A 19,447-nucleotide genomic window follows, 5' to 3' on the forward strand; every position below is an offset into this window, starting at 1 on the left:
GACTTTACAGGCATGGCCCTGAAAAGGCTAAGTGCCGCCCTGCGGAAAACGTCCGCCTGAAGCGCAGTGAACCGCTGAATGAGCCTGAGACATTTGTCTCAGGCTCATTTTTTATTTCGTCTTTCCTCCATCAGCATTTTTTCAATTCGGTCAAGCTGGTCATTTTGTCTGGTTCTTCTTCTCCTTGATTCTCTTAGAAAGGATACAAAAAAGAACAAAGTTCCTCCAAAGAAAATCAGCATAAGGATTTGAAAAATAATGTCTCCTCCGTTAATACTCATTAACCTTCCTCTCCTTTAGCTAATAAGAATGAAAGCAGAGAGATTCCCTCTCTGCTTCAGCTTGTTAATTTGTGGATTCATCTTCCGTGCTGCTGCCAAAAATTCCGGAAATCGCATCTACAATTCCCTGGAAAAAATCTTTGACGCCCTGCCAGAACCCTTCATCGTTTACTACTTCACCAAGTTTTTCCTGTATGGTATCAGAAAGCTTGCCGAGCTGTTCAGAAACATTATCAAAATTAATATTCAGGTTTCTCATTTGTTCAAATAAATCCGTTAACCGCTGGCGGTCTTCTTCACTTAAGTTAATATTTAAATTGGCGAGCTGTTCTTCAACGATTGCCTCTACCTCTTCCCGGGTTGCAGGGTTCTGGTCGGCAATAGCCTGTTTGATGTCAGCCAGAAGCTCACTTACTTTTTCTTCTTCAATTCCTTCTTCATTCGCAAGATCTGTCGCCAGATTCAATTCATCATTGGCCACTTCCAGCCGTTCCGTATCAAGCTCTTCTCCACTTACTTCATATGCTTTATAAATTCCTGTCAAAGCGGAGTGCCCACTTACCTTTACAGGTGAAGCGACTTCTACTGTTGCATTTTCTATTCCTGCTGTTAATAGAGCATTGGCATACATGGTGTCGGTTACCTGTGTAATATTCTCAGGATTGACCCGTTCAATCACAAGTCCTTCTCCCTCTTCTTCCCGTGTAATTTTCGCAGAAGAATACATGCGTGCATTGCGGTCTTCTCCGTCAATATAGCGAACTAAATCTTCCCCTGTCACGACTACTTCTTCTACCATTTCAGGATCCGTTACTCCGAGCATTTTTCTTACTTCTTCCTTTTGAGTATCAGACAGAGTTCCCCCAAGAACCAGAATAGGCAATCCGAATTTTTCATTTATCCCTTCATCCCCGTTTCCGTCAGATGCAGATGCGCCGCCAAGGCCGACCTGCAGCGATAAGATCAAGGCAATACTTAAACCGGTCAAGCGTTTTAACATGATATGTGCTCCTTTTCTAATAAACTCTTTTTATATTGCGTCCAAGCAGAACTTTTTTGTTCTCCATGTATAAGACGGTTCTTTCGTTCAAAAAGTTTCAATTAGTTCACATTAATTTATCCGGTTGATCGTAAATTCATATTTTTTAGATTAATAGAAGAATCTCCTATATGATATACATACATACTAAATTGATGGAGGGATACAATGAAAATATTAATGGCAGGTGCAGGAGCAATCGGAGGATATTTTGGCGCCAGACTGGCTGAAAAAGGAGAAGATATCACGTTTTTAGTTCGGGACAACCGAAAGCAGCAATTAATGAAAACAGGCTTAAATGTGGAAAGTGTTCACGGAGATGTAAGCCTGACCCCCACTCTGCTGACTGCAGGAGAAAAAAGCGGTCCATATGATGTGATTATCATTTCAACAAAGTCTTATCAACTTGAGGGCGTCATGGAAGATCTTAAGCCTTATGCTGATGGAAAGACTATGATTCTTCCTCTTTTAAACGGCATCGCGCATATTGATAAGCTTGTTCAGGTGTTTGGGGAAGAGGCTGTGATCGGCGGATTATGCTTTATCGAAACCACATTAAATTCGGAAGGTGCGATTGTACAGACCAGTCCGATCCATGATTTGAAATTTGGAGAGCGCAGCGGTGAAAAAACCGAACGAATCACACGCCTCGAGGACGCTTTCAGCGGGACAAAAGCAAATATGTCCATGAGCAGCAAGATTAATCAGGATATGTGGCACAAGTATTCATTTATTACCGCTATGTCCGGCGTGACCACTCTTATGCGTTCTGCCATTGGCCCAATACGGGAACTAGAATACGGCAGCAACACCATTCAAACCCTGCTTGAGGAAATTTATACTGTAATGGTTAAATTGGAAGCCCCTGTCGCGGAAGGTCTGCCGGAAATGCAATTCAAGAAAATGCTTGAGATGGGATATGGCATGAAATCATCCATGCAGCGGGATATGGAAAAATCAAGCATGACAGAAGTGGATCATCTGCAGGGCTACCTGCTTCAAAAGGCAGCTCAGCTGAATTTAACTGTTCCTTTATTAAGGGCAGTATTTACAAACGTAAAACTATATGAAGAACAGCTTAAGTAGCTTTTCACGAAAAAAACCTGTATAATTGTTCAAAGTAACTTTAAGTAACTCTTTTGGTTTTACACTGCTTAATGGAATGAAGGAGGAGATGCGTATGGCCACGATGTCACTTTGCCCTAAATTCGAACAGGCCTTCCAGCTTCTTGGTAAAAGATGGAATGGCGTTATTATTCGTGTGCTTGCAACCGGTCCTAAGCGTTTTTCACATATTGCAGAGCCGATCCCTCAAATTAGTAATAAGATTTTAACGGAGCGTTTAAAGGAGCTTGAGGAGCAGGGAATCATTGTTCGTGAAGTATTTCCTGAAACGCCTGTCCGCATAGAATATCGATTAACCGATAAAGGGGTCTCTCTCACACCTATTTTGGATGAAGTTCAAAAATGGGCAGATCAGTGGATGGATTGTTCATAAGATTCATTTTTAAAAACCACGAAACAATATGCCACAAGAATTGATAAAAGGCCTGAGACATTTTGTCTCAGGCCTTTTGACCGGTTCACTTCGCTTCAGACAGATACTTTCCACATGGACGGCGCTGAACCTCCTCAGGCTTTGCCTTGCGGGGTCTCAGCTTGCCGTCATGTTCTGCAGGAGTCGCCACCTTCCGCTCCGTTCACCTACTGCTATTAATAAAAATATCCTCATTTTTTAAACTTTTTTGAGTTTCTCCCAGCCTCTTTTTGACCGTTACACTTCACTTCAGGCAGATGCTTCCCGCAGAAACGGAGCTGAGCTTTTCCAGAATCCTCTACTATAATGACTCAAGCAACCGTCATCTCCTGCAGGAGTCGCCACCTTCCGCTCAGCTCATCTACTGCTATTAATAAAAATTTCCTCATTTACTAAACTTTTTTGAGTTTTGTCTTAGCCTCTTTTAGACCGGTTCTCAATGCCTCAGGCGAACGCATTTTCCATAGGTCACCCGCTGAACTTTAATGGATATTGTCCTTTCGGAGCCGATCGGCGGGGACGGGTTAGTCAGATCGTGTATATTCTTTAATTTTTAATTGCCCATTTTCCTGTCCAATGAGAACGCGGTATGTATAGGTTTGATTGACGGGTTCTCCTTCTTCAAGTTCCTCTGCTTCAATCACCGCTTTAACTTCTACATTTTCTGCCACCACGAGTGTTTCTGTTGCTTCAAGCGAAAGAGCAGCCGTATCCTGAAACATTTTTCTGAACGTTTCGTAATTATTTTCCTCTTTAAATTGAGAACCCATCATAGAATAAGCTGTAACGAAATCTCCAAATTGCAAGCTGCTGTAGAAATATTGGACCAGATAAATGGCTGCTTCCTCTTGAGAAGGCACGTACACATCTTCAGGCTGTTCAGCGTACTGTGGGAAGGCAGGAAGTGTCTCCAACGGCTTTTCAATCCATTCATCCACTTGATCAAGAATATCCAAAACCGGAATACTGTAGCCCAGCCCTTCCTGAGGCTCTTCAGCAGAGGTGATGCCAATTACCTTGAGTGATTCTCCGTGAAGTAATGGTCCCCCGCTGTTTCCGGGTGAAATGGGAGCAGTAATTCGATCTACATTTTCATAAACAAATGGATCAATCGTAAATGATTGATCTACCCCGTTGATTTCTCCCAGCATCACTGTATTTTGAAACCCCAGCGGACTGCCTAAAGCAAGTACCGGAGCTTCTAGTTCAGGCGGTTCTTCTTCAATTTCCAATGGCTCTTTCCCCGCCAGTTCCTCTACCCTGACTACTGCAATATCTTCTGATTCACTGATTCCAATTACTCTTCCGGTGTGGCGGTTTGCCTGAGCAGTTACCACGGTTACTTCCTGCGCGTTGGCAACCACATGAGCATTTGTTATAAAGTCTCCTCTTCGATTATATAAAAAACCTGATCCAATTGACCCTATAGGCGTTTCAATTTGGATCACTTTGTTTTGCGCTTCAAAAATGGCTTCCGCCTTATTCTCGTTTAACTCATCAAGCAATTGTTCATATGCACCGGATTGTTCATCTATCAGGTATGATTTTTGTTCCGGTGCATGATCTTTCATGTAATCTCTGATCCATATTACAGAGAAGACTGTTGCTGTGAGCATGAAGAGTGATAAAAGTATAGAAGCAGCCCAGTTCATTCGCATTTTATCCCTCTATTCTACGTCCCAAGTAATGTTCATGATCTCTGCATTTAATTCTTCACCTTCAAGTTTAATGGAATCCTTAAACTCGCCCTCTTCATTGACCATGAGGTTCGACGGTGTGACAGAAACGGTGCTTTCCGTTACTAATTCATCCTTGGCATTAAAAACCCCCCAAGTGAGGCGTATATCTTTTATCTGCCGGGTTCCTCTATTCTCCACTTTTCCCATTAGTTCAATGGTTCCGGGCTCTGAAGTGATGACGTCCCATTCTTTTATGGACACAGATTCTGTCCGGTTAAAATGGTCTTCTCTTTCTGCTTCTTTCATCGCTTCCTGAAGCCGGTCATATTCTTCTGTCTGATAAGCCAGCCTTGCTTCTTTGATTTCTGACTTAAATGTAAGCAGGTCCTCATGGTCGGAGGTGTACCCTAAACCAATTTCCACAATGTTCAGCGCTTCAGAAAAGCGGTAGGATTCCATTTTTTCACGGGCTTCTGCAATGGCTGCCTTAGAAATTTTTTCTTTAATCCGGCTTTTCACCTGAACAGCTGCGTCACTTTCCATATCAGATATCTCCAGCAGTTTCCCTGCCAATGCCTGCATAGAAAGTGGATGCTCAATATCGTTTTGAATACCGAGAACAACACTCTTATCTCTTAATTCAATCAATTTATCTTTATATAGGAAATACAATTCATTTTGACTGGCTTCCATCTTCTCAATCATTTTGTTCATTTCAATTTCAGCTTTTTCAATTTCTTCTTCATCAAGATGGCTTGAAAGACGTTCTACTCTCCTTTCAAATTCTTTTGCATCTTTTACCGCTTCGAGGCTGGCTTCAACCCCCTCAACTCCAGGTCTTGTTTCATATGCCTGCTGCAGCAATTCTTCTGCTTCATCCCATTTATGGTTAAACGCGTCGCTCTCACCTTGTGTTTTCCATTCAATTACTTGAGAATTAAGCCATTTTTCGTAAAAGAAGAATGAAACAATTGTGATGCCGCATAAACTGAGAACAATTAAAAAGGCTTTAAAAGGCGCTTTACTCTTATTGTTTTTTACATTTTTATTTTGATCATTCCAGGCAGATCTGTCTTCGTTCATTTCATAGCCCCCTACCTTTCACTTACCCTCTCTAAGGACCATTCACTCTAGTGCCTTCCAAAAAACTGCAGACTTATACTAAGGACCGCGGTTTGATTGTCTCAAACTGCTGCCATTTCATTACAGCCTTTAAAAAGCCGAGTGCCCCTCTGCATCATGCAATTATTATTCGATGAAAATTAATATCTCAAATTCGAGAATTATTTATTCGAAATAGGTTGACAGTGTTATTATTACCCCCTATAATAAATTACAAATACTAACTAAGTTACTTATGGTAACTAAATAGGAGGAACTAATATGACAAAAAAATGGGTAGTAGACAGTGTGCATTCCGGAGTGGATTTTTCAGTAAAGCATATGATGATTTCGCGCGTTAAAGGTTCTTTTCAGGACTTTTCTGCAGAGGTAGAAGCTGATGTAAATGATATGACAACAGCGTCAATTAACTTCACAATTGATGTAAGCAGTATTGATACACGCAGCCAGGATCGCGATAATCACCTGCGTTCAGCTGATTTCTTTGATGTTGAAAAATATCCTTCCATTACCTTCAAATCAACAGATGTAAAAAAAATCGGTGATGATGAATATGAGCTGACTGGCGATGTTACGATCAAAGATGTAACCAAAAAAGAAACGTTTACAGTTGAGTACGAAGGCGCCGGAAAAGATCCATGGGGCAACGAAAAAGTCGGCTTTTCTGTGAACGGAAAAATCAACCGTAAAGAATACGGCTTAACTTGGAACCAAACGCTTGAAACCGGCGGAGTACTTGTCGGTGAAGACATCAAAATCAACCTGCAAATCCAGGCACAGCAAGCATAATAAATAAGAATCAGAAGGCTGGGACAAAATGGTCTCAGCCTCTTTTTTATGGCAGGAGTGTGAAAAGAGCAAACAGAAAATACGGACTCAACAGACCCTAAGTTTTGATTTTTTAAATCATCCTTTGTATAATTTTGTCTAAACTTCACAAAATAATAATGAACACATTCCCATAAAGAATGGAGAGGATATTATTATGAAGAAGAAAGAAAATGAAGATCAACAATACAAGGAAGAATTTGCAGATGAAGTGATCAACAGTCAAATACAGGATATGTATGAGGATGGAACAGTCGACCGTAATGAACGTACCGCTAAAAAAACCGGTTCAGTAAAAGGCGATAAGAAAAACAGCGGTCCTAATTATCCTGCCACCTAAAAACGTGATTCACTCGAATAACTGCAATTAAAAGCCACCATGACCGGGATCCCGGTTATGGTGGCTTTTCAATGACCTAAAAAATGCGACTGCTCTAAGCGCGTTTAATAGGAAGACTGCAGCAGCGGAATGACCCGCCTGATTTAATAATTTCTGAAATATCCAGTTCGATTACCTCGTATCCGGCATCGGTCAGCTTTTCATTGATTTCCTTATTAACCGGAAGACTTAATAGGGTTTTATTACCCAGTGATAAGACGTTAGGCCCCATCGTAAATTGTTCTTTATCATTAACCTCTATTAACGTATAGTGAGCCCTGAACTGCTCTAGTGTCTCCTGATCAAATGCAGGAGAATAGATTAATGCCTCAGTTGGCGACACAATATTAAATAAACAGTCTAAGTGCAGATATTGAGAATCAAATGGGACCGCAATCACTTTGTGATCCGGCAGCTTACTCTGTAGCTCAGCTATGGCTTCGTTCGTCGTGCGTGAACTTACACCAATCCAAACGGTAGATCCGTCAACAATAACGTCCCCGCCTTCAATCGATGAATGAATCTTTTCATGCTTCATTCCCATTTCATTCAGCCAGTCCTCTAGGATTACTTCTTCACCAGTTCTTACATCTGTTCCCATCGTTGAAATGAAAACAGTATCGTTAATGGTAAAACCTATATCCCGGGTAAATACCTGTTCAGGAAATGTATTGATCGGCGGCAGCTGAACGACATCGGCTCCATTGGTATGCAGTGCCTGAATAAAATTTCTGTGCTGTTCCATCGCTTTTTCTTGATTTATATTTTCATCCAGGAAATGCTTTTGAGTCTCGTTAATTGCTTTTTCAATTTTCATAAAGGCAGGAGGACAAACTAACACTCTTTCTAGCCTGTCATATTCATTTTCACATGAAATTATACCGCTGCTTTCTTTTCTTTCCATCAACATATCTGGCCCTCCGTTATCCATTTCGGGTTAGTCAGCATAAACATTGTCTAAACCCTTTTGGGTATTATTCCTTTTTCAACTTAAGATTAAACGGATTTTAAGGATAAAATTTCACAGGCATCTTGTGCATAAGAGTTTATGTGCGTCGCTGGGGGTTTACGTGAATGTTTGTAAGGAGGATTACAGCTTTCCGATAACTAACAGTATATGATTGATTGAAAATGTGTGTGACGATTCACTGCTAGCTAGCGATTTAATAAAATTTTATAGAGCATCAAAATCACAGGAGCTCTATCTACTCAGAGAAAATGCCCTTCACGAGTAAGCTGAGAATCGTGAAGAGCATTGTTATGTCCTTATGGCTGAGATCGTATCACGGTTCATTTGGAATGTGGCCAGGTGCTCTTTCTGCCAGATGACCTCTTATGATTGGGCCCCATTTTTCATATTCCACTAAAAATCCGTCATGTCCAAAAGCGGTTTCTACCTCATGGAAAAACCCTTTGGAGGTAAATTGAATGAAAGAGTGGATCTCATCCGGCGGGTACAAAAGGTCACCTGTAAAACCGACACCGACGACTTCAGCCTGAATAAGATTGGCAGCCTTCTGGATGCCTCCCCTGCCTCGTCCTATGTCGTGTCCATTCATGGCATAAAGCAAGTACAGATAACTGTTCGGATCAAATCTCCTTGTAATTTTTTCTCCTTGATAACGAAGATAGGATTCGACCTGATAATAAGGGCGATCGTCTTCAGCCGGCTTTTCTTCTCTGGAAAAACGATTGGTAAAAAGGGAAGGGCTTCGATACGTAACAAGCCCTACCATACGGGCCACCTCAAAGCCTTTCACATCGCTTGCCTCTTCATAATTTCCGCTATTCCACCTCGGATCCTGTTCAATCGCATGAATCCCGATCCGGTTAAAGGCGATGCCGTAGTCACTCAGGGCTGGAGTAGCCGCTAAAATAAACAGCTGATCCATAAAATCAGGATAAAGAATTCCCCATTCAAGGGCCTGCATGCCTCCAAGCGATCCTCCCACCACCGCTCTTAAATGAGAAACCCCCAGCTTTTCAAGCGCTTTGTACTGGGCGTGCACCATGTCTCTGACTGTGATAAATGGAAAAGATAACCGGTAAGGTTTGTTTTCAGCATCCTTGGAGGCAGGTCCTGATGAGCCGCTGCAGCCTCCCACTACATTAAAGGTAATAGCCTGATACTGCTGCAGGTCAACCGGTGAATCATACCCGACAAATCCTCTCCACCATCCTGGCTCTTCTTCTGTCCCAACCGTCTGGTGGCTCCCCGTCAAAGCATGACAGATCAGAACTGCCGGCAGATCCGGATCCCCAACCCTTTCATAGCGCAGGGTGACATCTGGAAGAACTTTTCCAGATTCAAGGATCAGCGGGCCTATCTTCAGCGTGTTTTCCACCCGTTCGACTTTTTGTTTTATTCCATTGTCATTCACCGGGTATCAACTCATTTCAAATAGGTTTTGTTTACGGATGCAAAGAAACTTCTGCGGATAATTGAATCGCTTGCTCCAAATCAGCAATTAAATCATCTGCTGATTCAATCCCGACTGACAAACGTATCTGCTCTTCTGACACTCCGCTTGCTTTCAGATCTTCTGGTGTTAACTGAGCATGAGTGGTGGATGCAGGGTGAATGATGAGCGACTTGGCATCCCCGACGTTGGCTACATGCGACCATAATACGGTTTGATCGATCACTTTTCTACCCGCTTCTCTTCCCCCTTTAATGCCAAATACAATGATAGATCCTGGTCCCTTAGGAAGGTATCTGGACGCTAATTGGTAGGAAGGATGATCTTCAAGTCCAGGATAGGATACCCACTCCACTTGAGGATGTCCGCTTAAGTATTGGGCTACTTTTTTTGCGTTATCAATATGCCGGTCGATGCGCAAATGAAGAGTCTCAAGCCCTTGAAGCAGCAAAAAGGCATTTTGCGGACTTAAGCATGCACCAATGTCTCTAAGAAGCTGTACACGAAGCTTTGCGATATATGCCGCTTCTTCCAAATCTGCAAATTTCAGTCCATTATAGCTTGGATCCGGTGTTGTGAAATCTGGAAATCGGCCGTTGGCAAAATCAAAACTGCCTCCGGAAACAACAACTCCGCCGATCGTGGTGCCGTGGCCCCCAATCCATTTTGTTGCAGAGTGAACGACTATATCAGCGCCATGCTCAAGTGGTTTATTTAAATAAGGTGTGGCAAATGTGCTGTCAACGATGAGAGGGACCCCTTCCTCATGAGCCACTTCAGCCACTTTTGCAATATCTAAAACATGAAGACTAGGATTTCCGATCACTTCTGCAAACACGGCTTTTGTTTTAGGGGTAATGGCGTGTCTAAAGTTTTCAGGGTCCTTAGGGTCTGCAAATTTAATCGTAATTCCATATTTCGGCAATGTGGAAGTAAATAAGTTGTAAGTTCCTCCGTATAAATCGGTCGCTGCAACTACTTCATCCCCCGCACTGGCAACATTCAGGATGGCAAGGGTAATGGCCGCCATTCCAGAGGATACAGCGACAGCGCCAACTCCGCCTTCAAGAATCGCCATCCGCTCCTCAAAAGCAGCTACAGTAGGGTTCCCTATTCTGGTGTAAATATTGCCCGGCTCTTCAAGTGAAAATAATTTTTGCGCATGCTCAGCACTGTCAAATACATATGAAGTGGTCTGGTAAATAGGGACTGCCCTGGATCCTGTAGCAGAATCAGGCGCGGCTGCACCATGCAAAAGCAGGGTTTCAATGCCGTATTGGGGATTTGAGTTTGTCATCATGAATCTCTCCATTCCATTTTTAGAATTAGCTGAATAGCTTTCATTTGCTTTCTTCACCGCGCCTTAAACTTGTCGGGCCTGGACGAGCGCTTTGCACTTTTCTTGATCCAGTTCCAAGCGCTAGGCCCTCGAGGTTTTAAGTCACGGTGCAAATCCACCAAAAACCAGGTGGATTGTGCTCCGCGCCTTAAACTTGTCGGGCCTGGGCGAGCGCTTTGCACTTTTCTAATAAAAAAACCCCCTTCATAAGAAGAGGGTTTTGTCCTCCTCTTATCTTTCAGATTAAAATCAATCTGTAGGAATTAGCACCTTTCCGAAAAGAATATTCGTTGGTTGCCGGGCATCGCAGGGCCTAGTCCCTCCGCCACTCTGGATAAGAGTATATTAAGTTAGGTGGTTACGAATCTCTTGTTGTGGATTATAGAACAAACTCTACCTGAAAGTCAACCTTTTTTCAGAACATTTAGTCTATACAACTATTCAGTGTATTTCTGTATTGCTGCTTTATGTGATGGATCAGGATTTATCCTGGGCTTTATTCAAGAAATTGAATGAAACTCTCATCCTCTTGCAGAACTTCAATATTTTCAGGAACTTTCAGCAGGAATGCTTCAGTACCTGCATGATAATTAATTCCCATACCTGAATGGCCGCTTGGATTAAATTGAGACAAAATCACAGGCTTGGTGAATTGCGCATACGAGATTTCACCCGGAGAAGACGCTGTCAGGATGAGCTGATTTTCAACCGTGTTGATCTCCGTATTTTCAAACTCATGAGATATATCTATGCCATCTAAACGATAAGGAGAACGATAATGAATAACCTGAATCTCTCCTTCATTTTCTACCCGCTCAATTGCGATAACAGCCATAGTCTCATCAAGCATGCCGGGCTGGATTAAGAGTGTATTTTTATCATATGGAATCGTTTTTTCTCCAATTAAATATTCTTCCGGTATGTCCTCAAAGTCTCCGCGATGAGCTGCTTCATAGACCTCAGCCCCCTCTTCAAACGCTTCTTCCCAGGAGCCGAGTGCTTCTTCTACCCCTTCCATCTTATGTTGCGGCAAAAAGTAATAAATAACCATCGATACAAGAAGAATCCCCACATACCCTGCTAGAATCATAAACATTTTTCTGGTTGAAAAAAGGTTTTTTCTTTTTCTTGGTGTTTTCCTAAATAATAAGAAGATTCCTGCAAACACAAGACAAAAGAACATGAACTGAAAGATGATCATTATACTCTCACCTCCCGTTTATTTAGTAGCAAAATGGCTGCACAAAACAGCAGTAAAGCTGAAAGCAAAATTTTTAAGCCAAATAATAGAAGAGATGACTCCTGAAAATAAAAGGTGGAGATCTGGTTAAAAATATAAAATTGCCCCAGGAACATTGGTAAAAAAAGAAGTATCGCTGCAGCAAAAAAGCCTAATAAACGGTTGATTTGAGTCAATACCCCTAGAAAATAACCAAGCGCTGCTGCTGCAAGCAAGTAAAAAAATGTTCCTCCTGCAGCCAGCATCAGTTCCCCGGGCGACCCTGCCGCACTATAGCCAAAAATAGTTTCGGATGAATTCGTAAAATAAAAGATCACATAAAGTAAAAAGGTACTTAATACGGTAGTGATGGTGCCTGCTGCTGCACCCGTTAGTAAATAAAGTGTGTTTGCGAGCTGGCTGCTTATTCGATTGGTTATAAAAGAAAAGTCCTCGTATCGGTACGCCCGTGTTGTTAGCAGAATAGCCGTTATAAACATCCATAATACGGTGAAGAAAAAGACTACATCACTTGAATAGGTATCGACAGATATCGTGACATTCATATCGGATGTACTGCTCCCGCCTGACCCTATAAATGAAAACACAATTGCGATCAGCTGAATAATGAGCAGCGATTTTATCGCATCGTAGTAGGAAAAAAGTTTGTACTTATACTGCTTTTTAACAGCTTCTCCCAACGTTATTTTAGATAAAGACATCGTCAATTCCCCCTTTATGCGGCTGGGTTAAGTACACACAGAGATCACTGGTGCTCACTGCAGAAAATTGAAGTCCCATTTTAACACCTTGTGCCTTATCGCCTGCTGAAAAATCATTTTTAATTACTGCATAAGCCACTCCAGGACGGGGTTGTTTTGTATAGATTACCTGATGATTGGAAATCCAATCTCCTACAGCCTGCTCTGGACCCTGAACTCCTATCGCATATTCCTTCAGCTCTTCGACCGGCATGTGAAGATGCTTTGTACCGTTTTTGATCAAAAGAACTTCTTCAATCAATTCATCTATTTCGTCAAGATGATGGCTTGAAAGCAGGATGGTTCTCGGATGTAAAAGATAATCCTTTAAAAGTGCGCGGTAAAAATCCTTTCGAACAGAAGCATCCATTCCTGTGGTTGGTTCATCGAAAATGGTGAGCTGACAACGGGAAGCCAGACCTGCGATTGCATTAAAAGTATTTTTTTGTCCTTTAGACAACCGGTTATGGTGCTGCATAGGATGAAGCGCAAAATAATCCAGCAGCCGGTCTGCAAGCTTCTTATCCCATTTTTCATAAAAATATTGATTATGATCGAGGATTTCCCTGAGTGTAAGTGCTGGAGGATACTGAACGTATTCATCTATATAAATGCTGTTGGCCGAAACCAGAAGACTGTTAAAAGGGGATTCGTTAAATACCTGAATGGTTCCTGAACTCTTTTGCAAAAAACCTGCTGCTATCTTCAACAAGGTTGTTTTACCGGCTCCATTTCTGCCAATTACACCTGTGATGGTGTTTTCCTTAATGACCGCCGTAAAATCCTGCAATGCGGTCTTGCTGCCAAATGTTTTAGACAGATTGCGGCATTCAATTGTATTCATTCTGCATCCCCCTCCCGATTTCTTTTTGCCTCTTGAATCATAGTGATTAATTCCTCTTCTTTTACATGAAGATGTTCCGCTTCTTCTACAATTTCATCAACCAGCTTTTTAAGGGTCTGATTGATTCTTCTGTGCCGAATCATCTTTTTCGCGTCTTGAGTCACAAACATGCCTAATCCCCGCTTTTTATATAAGATTTTTTCTTCCGCCAAAAGTGTTAATCCCTTCGCTGCAGTAGCCGGATTAATGGTAAATAAATCAGCCAGCTGATACTGGGAGTAAATTTTTTCATCGGGAGTAAATTTCCCCTGCAAAATTTCTGTTTCCAGCCATTCGGCTATTTGCATATAAATAGGCTTCGTCCCATCCGTGTTAAGAATCATCTCCACACCCCCTATCCAACCTAGTGCATTAGTGTTGTAATGTAGTATATTATAAATTGTAAAGATTGACAACTATGGTTTTGATTTTATAGATTGAATATGGGCAAAAAAAAAGCCTGTGACAACATGTGTCACAAGCTTTTTGACGGGTTTACTACTCTTCAGGTGGATGTTACCGTTTCTCGGACCTTATTCAAACAGAATATACTGCCTCCGTTCACTAACTAGTTCAGTTATGAACTGACTGTCGACTATTCAGATTTTAAAAGCTTCCTTGTGAGAGGATAGATTCCAAAGCTCTGGATGACTAGTGAAAGCAGGATAGCAAAGAAAGAGAGTGAAATGATAAAGTCAATGTTGGCTGCATTTTTCGACTCTAAAATGAGCAGCAAGACAACCGACATGGTACCTTTCACACCAGAGAAAGCAATAATGAAGGCTTCTTTTTTACCAAAAACACGGCGTAAGGATGGAATCGCTGCTGCTGACAGCCCCACCACCAGATACCGAATGACGAGACTGAACAGAAAAATCACCAAAGAAATTAAGAGCAGTCCACTATCCAAATAGGAAGCTGCAATAAGCCCGATCATTAAGAAAACCACTGAAAGCAGTGTGGGTTCAACTATATTCCAAAAGCCATCAAGCGCTTCTCTGTAATGATCTTCTTTATTTGTGTGAGTAAACTCCCATGAAAGCATGATGCCGGCGGTCACTGTGGCAAGAACGCCTGAAACTCCAAGTGCTTCAGCCAGGTGGAAGTTCCCGTATGCCAGCACGATACTCAGCATAACCTGAAATTCTTTATGATGGGTGTAGTGGACTGCCTTGCTTACGAGCCACCCAAAAAGCAGCCCAATCAATATGCCTCCTGCTGAAATAACAAGAAACTTTCTTGCTAAGGACCAAAACGTAAAATCTGCCCCTGTAGAAATCATCATGACCAAAGTGGTGAAAATAACGATGCTGGTGCCATCATTAATCATCGACTCGCCCTCTACAACATCAGCGATTCCTTCATTTGCTCCGCTTTGTTTTAATATAGCCGTCACAGAAACCGGGTCTGTAGGAGCCATGACTGCAGCGATGACAAATGCCCCAATTAATGACAGGCTGACAAACGGACTTACAGTAAAATAGATGACAATACCAAGAAGAGAGACTGTAAGGAGTAAGCCGCCCGTGCTTAAAACTGCAATAATGCCTGCATGCTTGCGCAGGGCTGCAGGAGGATATTTGTAAGCAGATATAAACAACAGCGAAGGCAGTATCACATCGTAGAGCATCGTTTCTGTTAAATTGATTTCACTGAAGAACGGGACAAAAGATAAACCGAGTCCAATTAATACAAGGATTGGAGGCTGTGGAAATGACTTTGCATGGTTATCAATGGTATACACAAAATAGCCAATCAACAGCAGTAAAATCACATGCGAGGCTTCCACTTCAGCTCCTCCTCTCCTTCATTACGCATCTTAACGAAGTTCTATTTTAAATTCCAGGAACAATTCATTGTAATACGAGAGCATTTCCTGCCCCAGATTATCATACACTTCCAATCGATCTGTAATTTCCTCATCAGGATAAAAACGTTCGTCTTCAGCAATTTCTGCCGGCAAGAGTTCAAAGCCTGACTGATTCGGCGTTGAATAACCGACATATTCAGCGTTTTGTGCAGCGTGCTCCGGCTCCAGCATAAAATTAATAAATTGATGAGCGCCGTCGATATTATCTGCGGTTTTTGGAACCACCATATTATCGAACCACAGATTGGATCCTTCTTCCGGAATCGCGTAATCGAGATCCTCATTTTCAAACATCATATCAGCTGCTTCTCCCGACCAGACAACGCCAATTGGCGCCTCATTATTGCCAATCAGCATCTTCATTTCGTCACCGACAATGGCTTTAATATTCGGAGACAGCGTAAGCAGCCTTTCCTGTGCAGCTGCAAGTTCTATTTGATCTTTCGTATTTAACGAATAGCCAAGGCTGTTTAAGGACATTCCCATGATTTCCCTTGCGCCATCAACCAGCAGGATTTCGTTTTCAAATTCTTCATTCCATAAATCGTCCCAGGAAGAAAAGTCAACATCTCCTGTAACAGTTGGATTGTAAACAATGCCCACAGTTCCCCAAAAATAAGGGATGGAATATGCATTTCCAGGGTCAAAGGAAAGGTCCATAAAATCCGGATTCAGATGCTCCATATTCGGCAGCTGCGCATGATCCAGTTCGAGCAGCAATTCCTGTTCGATCATTTTATCAATTGTATATTCAGAAGGAACGGCAATATCATAGGTAGTTCCCCCCTGCTCAATTTTAGTCAGCATCGCTTCATTGGAATCAAATGTTTCATAAATCACACGAATGCCTGTTTCTTCTTCAAACTCTGTGAGCAGGTCTTCATCTATATAATCTCCCCAGTTAAAAACGGTCAGTGTATCATTACCAGAGGTGCTTTGAGACGAATTAAGATAATTCACTCCAATAAGCAGCACCACAACGGCAAGTGTGACGACACTGAACATACGAATCAGCTGTTTCATTTTGGCACCCCCATCCCTAAGCCGGCACCGCTTTTTTTACTAATGAAATAATAGCCCATTACCAGTACCAGTGTTACTAAGAAAATAAGTGTGGATAATGCGTTTATCTGCAGGGAAATTCCCTGTCTGGCAAGCGAATAGATTTCTACTGACAGCGTTGTAAAACCGTTTCCTGTTACAAAAAAAGTGACAGCAAAGTCATCCAGTGAATACGTCAACGCCATAAAAAATCCTGCAAAGATGCCTGGTGTAATGTAAGGCAGAATTACCTTTGTCAGTACATCCAGCCTGCTTGCCCCGAGATCTCTTGCTGCATCAATCAGCGTAGGGCTCATTTCCTGCAGCTTCGGCAGAACCATTATCACGACAATCGGCACACTAAACGCAATATGCGCAAGCAGGACGGACGTAAAGCCCAGTCTGATTCCGATAAACGTAAATAATATTAACAAGGAAGCACCGATAATAACATCCGGGCTGACAATCAAAACATTATTGAGGGAAAGCAAGGTGTTTTTATTACGCTGTCTTTTCACATACGTAATCGCAAGAGCACCAAAAACGCCAATAACGGTTGAAATCAGAGAGGATAAAAGTGCGATAATCACTGTGTTCAAAACAATGATTAATAGTCTTGTATCCTGAAACACTTCAATATAATAGTCCCATGTAAAGCTTTCAAACCCATACATGGTCCCCCCGCTATTAAATGAGTACACCATTAAATAAAAGATCGGTGCATACAAAATCACAAAGACGAAAGCCAGATAAACAGCCGGCCAATTAAACGTTTTTTTCATTCGCCAGCCCTCTCTTCCGGTCGCCTGTTAAAAACATAATCACTGCCATTACGGCGATAAGAAATACAGCAATAGTGGATCCCATTCCCCAATCCTGAGTAACGAGAAAGTGCTGTTCGATGGCAGTCCCAAGCGTGATAACTTGATTACCGGCAATTAGTCTTGTAATCATAAATAAAGACAGAGCTGGAATAAAAACAAGCTGACAGCCTGCTTTTACCCCCCTTGCCGTTAACGGGAAAATGACCTGCCGAAACGTTTCCCACGAGGATGCGCCTAAATCACGTGAAGCATCCACAAGGGTCGGATTCAGCTTGTCCAGTGCATTAAAAATCGGCAGAATCATAAACGGAATAAAAATATAAACGGAAACAAATACAAAACTGAAATCGGTAAATAGGATCTGCTGCGAACTGATTCCCATCGTGTTTAACAGGGCATTTACCGGACCATACGTCCCGAAAATTCCTAAAAAAGCGTAGACCTTCAGCAGAATATTGATCCATGAAGGCACGATAATTAACAGCAGCCAGAGCTGTTTATGCTTTGTTTTAGTTAAGATTAATGCTGTCGGATAAGATATGATAAGAGCAAAAAACGTAATTAAAAAAGCATACCAAAATGAACTTAGCGTCAGCTGAAAATAAGTGGATGTAAAAAAATGAGTCCAGTTTTCAAGCGTAAACCCTCCATCCAGTCCTCTAAACGAAAAAAACACGACCAGCATGACAGGTGCTATAACAAATAAAAGAATCCAAAAAGCGTATGGGATTAAAAACAAATTTCTTGATTTAGTTTCCATGGTCAGTCTCCGAGTACCCTTCCAACCTTCTGTCAAAATCCTCTTCTGATTCATTAAACCGCATAACGTGAATGGCTTCCGGTTCAAAAGTTAAACCAATTGATTCTCCAACTTCTGCTTTTTTTGTAGAATGAACCAGCCACTCATTTCCGAATTCATCAAAGCAGCAAATCTCAAAATGAACCCCTCGAAAAAGCTGGGAATCCACTTTCACCTGAAGTTTACCTACGCTTTCTTCTGTAATCGTTAAATCCTCAGGGCGAATCACCACTTCAACCGGCTCATCCCGCTGAAGACCGCGGTCTACGCATTCGAATTCTTTTCCTGCAAATGAAACGTTAAAATCAGCGACCATCTTCCCAGATGCGATATTGGATTCTCCAATAAAATCAGCCACAAAACGGTTGATCGGCTCATCGTAAATATCCATCGGCGTCCCACTCTGCTGAATGACACCCTTGTCCATAACAAAAATTTCATCCGACATGGCAAGCGCTTCTTCCTGGTCATGTGTAACGAATATAAACGTAATGCCCAGGCGCTGCTGCAGTTCACGCAACTCATATTGCATCTCTGTCCGCAGTTTAAGATCAAGTGCTGACAGCGGTTCATCAAGCAGGATCACCTCGGGTTCATTCACAATCGCTCGTGCAATGGCAACACGCTGTCTCTGCCCGCCTGACATTTCACTGATTTGTCTTGTCTCATACCCTTCAAGATTGACAAATTTCAACGCTTCTTTAACTTTTACATGTACATCGGCTTTTTTTAGTTTTCTTATTTTCAAGCCAAATGCTACATTTTCAAACACATTTAAATGTGGAAAAAGAGCGTAATCCTGAAATACTGTATTAACCTGCCTTTTATTAGCCGGTATATGATTAATTTTTTTGCCGTTAAAATAAATGGAGCCTGCTGCTGGTTCCATAAAGCCTGCAATCAGCCGCAGTATAGTGGTTTTCCCGCAGCCGGATGGCCCGAGCAGTGTATAAAACTTCCCTCTTTCGATCTCAAAGCTAACTTCATTCAACACGACGGTCTGATCAAATTGATGTGTAACCTGATCAAACCGGATGATAGTATTTTGGCTCAACTGTTCTTTCCTCCTGCCTGTTTAACTGCAATTTATCCTACATTATACGCTATTTTTTTTAAGAAACTAAAGAACTTTCACTATTTTCCATATCCGTTTGCCGCATTCAGCATTCAGCCTGCAGCCATCTATTTTACGGCTCACGATTATTAAACTTGCATTCTTCCTTTCGTTCGTATAAAGAAACATAAAGAGAGCTTGGGACAAAAGTGTCTCAAGCTCTACGACCGGTTCACTGCGCTTCAGGCGGGCGCAAGGACGGCGCTGAGCCCTCCTCAGGCTTTGCCTTGCAGGGTATCAAGCAACCGTCATATCCTGCAGGGAGTCGCAGCCTTCCGCTCCGCTCACCTGCTACTACTAAATAGATCCTCA

The 19,447-nt window shown here is 42.1% G+C and carries 20 protein-coding genes and 1 riboswitch; of the genes, 4 read left to right on the forward strand and 16 right to left on the reverse strand.

All coding sequences use genetic code 11. The annotated features are described in order from the left end of the window. Positions 1-104: 104 nt before the first annotated feature. Both P6709_RS14380 and P6709_RS14385 read right to left on the reverse strand, forming a co-directional pair. The gene (locus P6709_RS14380; RefSeq protein ID WP_278241629.1) at positions 105-281 is read right to left on the reverse strand and encodes a hypothetical protein; all 177 of its coding nucleotides are present in this window, start codon (positions 279-281) and stop codon (positions 105-107) included. A 64-nt stretch (positions 282-345) separates the two neighbouring features. Next, entirely contained in the window at positions 346-1,281 is a 936-nt protein-coding gene (locus P6709_RS14385) for a DUF1002 domain-containing protein (RefSeq protein ID WP_278241630.1), read from the reverse strand. Between the two features lie 207 nt (positions 1,282-1,488). On the opposite strand from P6709_RS14385, the gene P6709_RS14390 reads away from it, so the two are divergent. Together P6709_RS14390 and P6709_RS14395 are read left to right on the forward strand one after the other, a co-directional pair. Beyond that, positions 1,489-2,406, forward strand: coding sequence for a ketopantoate reductase family protein (locus P6709_RS14390; protein WP_278241631.1), 918 nt, complete (start codon positions 1,489-1,491; stop codon positions 2,404-2,406). Between the two features lie 94 nt (positions 2,407-2,500). After that, positions 2,501-2,818: a winged helix-turn-helix transcriptional regulator gene (locus tag P6709_RS14395; RefSeq protein WP_278241632.1), complete on the forward strand. Its 318-nt coding sequence runs from the start codon at positions 2,501-2,503 to the stop codon at positions 2,816-2,818. A 563-nt stretch (positions 2,819-3,381) separates the two neighbouring features. Here the strand turns inward: P6709_RS14395 and P6709_RS14400 are convergent. Both P6709_RS14400 and P6709_RS14405 read right to left on the reverse strand, forming a co-directional pair. Beyond that, positions 3,382-4,515: a S1C family serine protease gene (locus P6709_RS14400; RefSeq protein ID WP_278241633.1), complete on the reverse strand. Its 1,134-nt coding sequence runs from the start codon at positions 4,513-4,515 to the stop codon at positions 3,382-3,384. 9 nt (positions 4,516-4,524) lie between these two features. After that, positions 4,525-5,619 carry a hypothetical protein gene (locus tag P6709_RS14405; protein ID WP_278241634.1) on the reverse strand — a complete coding sequence of 365 codons (1,095 nt, stop codon included), beginning with the start codon at positions 5,617-5,619 and terminating at the stop codon, positions 4,525-4,527. A 300-nt stretch (positions 5,620-5,919) separates the two neighbouring features. On the opposite strand from P6709_RS14405, the gene P6709_RS14410 reads away from it, so the two are divergent. Together P6709_RS14410 and P6709_RS14415 are read left to right on the forward strand one after the other, a co-directional pair. Then, the gene (locus P6709_RS14410; RefSeq protein ID WP_278241635.1) at positions 5,920-6,447 is read left to right on the forward strand and encodes a YceI family protein; all 528 of its coding nucleotides are present in this window, start codon (positions 5,920-5,922) and stop codon (positions 6,445-6,447) included. Between the two features lie 196 nt (positions 6,448-6,643). Next, on the forward strand, positions 6,644-6,826 hold the full coding sequence (locus tag P6709_RS14415; protein WP_278241636.1) for a hypothetical protein: 183 nt from the start codon (positions 6,644-6,646) through the stop codon (positions 6,824-6,826). 94 nt (positions 6,827-6,920) lie between these two features. Here P6709_RS14415 and P6709_RS14420 read toward each other — a convergent pair whose 3' ends face one another. The 12 genes from P6709_RS14420 to P6709_RS14475 form a co-directional block, all read right to left on the reverse strand. Next, positions 6,921-7,775 (reverse strand): dimethylarginine dimethylaminohydrolase family protein, encoded by an 855-nt coding sequence (locus P6709_RS14420; RefSeq protein ID WP_336619001.1) that lies wholly within the window; start codon positions 7,773-7,775, stop codon positions 6,921-6,923. A gap of 373 nt (positions 7,776-8,148) precedes the next feature. Then, positions 8,149-9,246, reverse strand: coding sequence for a homoserine O-acetyltransferase MetX (gene metX / locus P6709_RS14425; RefSeq protein ID WP_278241637.1), 1,098 nt, complete (start codon positions 9,244-9,246; stop codon positions 8,149-8,151). A gap of 31 nt (positions 9,247-9,277) precedes the next feature. After that, positions 9,278-10,582: an O-acetylhomoserine aminocarboxypropyltransferase/cysteine synthase family protein gene (locus P6709_RS14430; protein WP_278241638.1), complete on the reverse strand. Its 1,305-nt coding sequence runs from the start codon at positions 10,580-10,582 to the stop codon at positions 9,278-9,280. A 270-nt stretch (positions 10,583-10,852) separates the two neighbouring features. Continuing rightward, a riboswitch (SAM riboswitch) is annotated at positions 10,853-10,965 on the reverse strand. 155 nt (positions 10,966-11,120) lie between these two features. Then, the gene (locus P6709_RS14435; protein WP_278241639.1) at positions 11,121-11,825 is read right to left on the reverse strand and encodes a hypothetical protein; all 705 of its coding nucleotides are present in this window, start codon (positions 11,823-11,825) and stop codon (positions 11,121-11,123) included. Then, entirely contained in the window at positions 11,825-12,565 is a 741-nt protein-coding gene (locus P6709_RS14440; RefSeq protein WP_278241640.1) for a hypothetical protein, read from the reverse strand. Before P6709_RS14440 ends, P6709_RS14435 begins: the two co-directional genes overlap by 1 nt. Further along, a complete protein-coding gene (locus P6709_RS14445) occupies positions 12,552-13,448 on the reverse strand; it encodes an ABC transporter ATP-binding protein (RefSeq protein WP_278241641.1) in 897 nt (298 codons plus the stop codon). The genes P6709_RS14440 and P6709_RS14445 overlap by 14 nt, the downstream gene beginning before the upstream one ends. Continuing rightward, positions 13,445-13,831 carry a GntR family transcriptional regulator gene (locus P6709_RS14450; protein WP_278241642.1) on the reverse strand — a complete coding sequence of 129 codons (387 nt, stop codon included), beginning with the start codon at positions 13,829-13,831 and terminating at the stop codon, positions 13,445-13,447. Before P6709_RS14450 ends, P6709_RS14445 begins: the two co-directional genes overlap by 4 nt. 251 nt (positions 13,832-14,082) lie before the next feature. Continuing rightward, positions 14,083-15,276: a cation:proton antiporter gene (locus P6709_RS14455; RefSeq protein WP_278241643.1), complete on the reverse strand. Its 1,194-nt coding sequence runs from the start codon at positions 15,274-15,276 to the stop codon at positions 14,083-14,085. Positions 15,277-15,306: 30 nt separating this feature from the next. After that, positions 15,307-16,380 carry an ABC transporter substrate-binding protein gene (locus tag P6709_RS14460; RefSeq protein WP_278241644.1) on the reverse strand — a complete coding sequence of 358 codons (1,074 nt, stop codon included), beginning with the start codon at positions 16,378-16,380 and terminating at the stop codon, positions 15,307-15,309. Continuing rightward, positions 16,377-17,180 carry an ABC transporter permease gene (locus tag P6709_RS14465; RefSeq protein ID WP_278241645.1) on the reverse strand — a complete coding sequence of 268 codons (804 nt, stop codon included), beginning with the start codon at positions 17,178-17,180 and terminating at the stop codon, positions 16,377-16,379. The genes P6709_RS14460 and P6709_RS14465 overlap by 4 nt, the downstream gene beginning before the upstream one ends. Then, complete coding sequence (locus P6709_RS14470; RefSeq protein WP_278241646.1) at positions 17,164-17,982, reverse strand: ABC transporter permease; 819 nt, start codon at positions 17,980-17,982, stop codon at positions 17,164-17,166. The genes P6709_RS14465 and P6709_RS14470 overlap by 17 nt, the downstream gene beginning before the upstream one ends. Next, positions 17,972-19,075, reverse strand: coding sequence for an ABC transporter ATP-binding protein (locus P6709_RS14475; protein ID WP_278241647.1), 1,104 nt, complete (start codon positions 19,073-19,075; stop codon positions 17,972-17,974). The genes P6709_RS14470 and P6709_RS14475 overlap by 11 nt, the downstream gene beginning before the upstream one ends. Positions 19,076-19,447 lie beyond the last annotated feature (372 nt).

It is taken from the genome of Jeotgalibacillus sp. ET6 (assembly GCF_029667115.1).
Taxonomy (GTDB): Bacteria; Bacillota; Bacilli; order Bacillales; family Jeotgalibacillaceae; genus Jeotgalibacillus.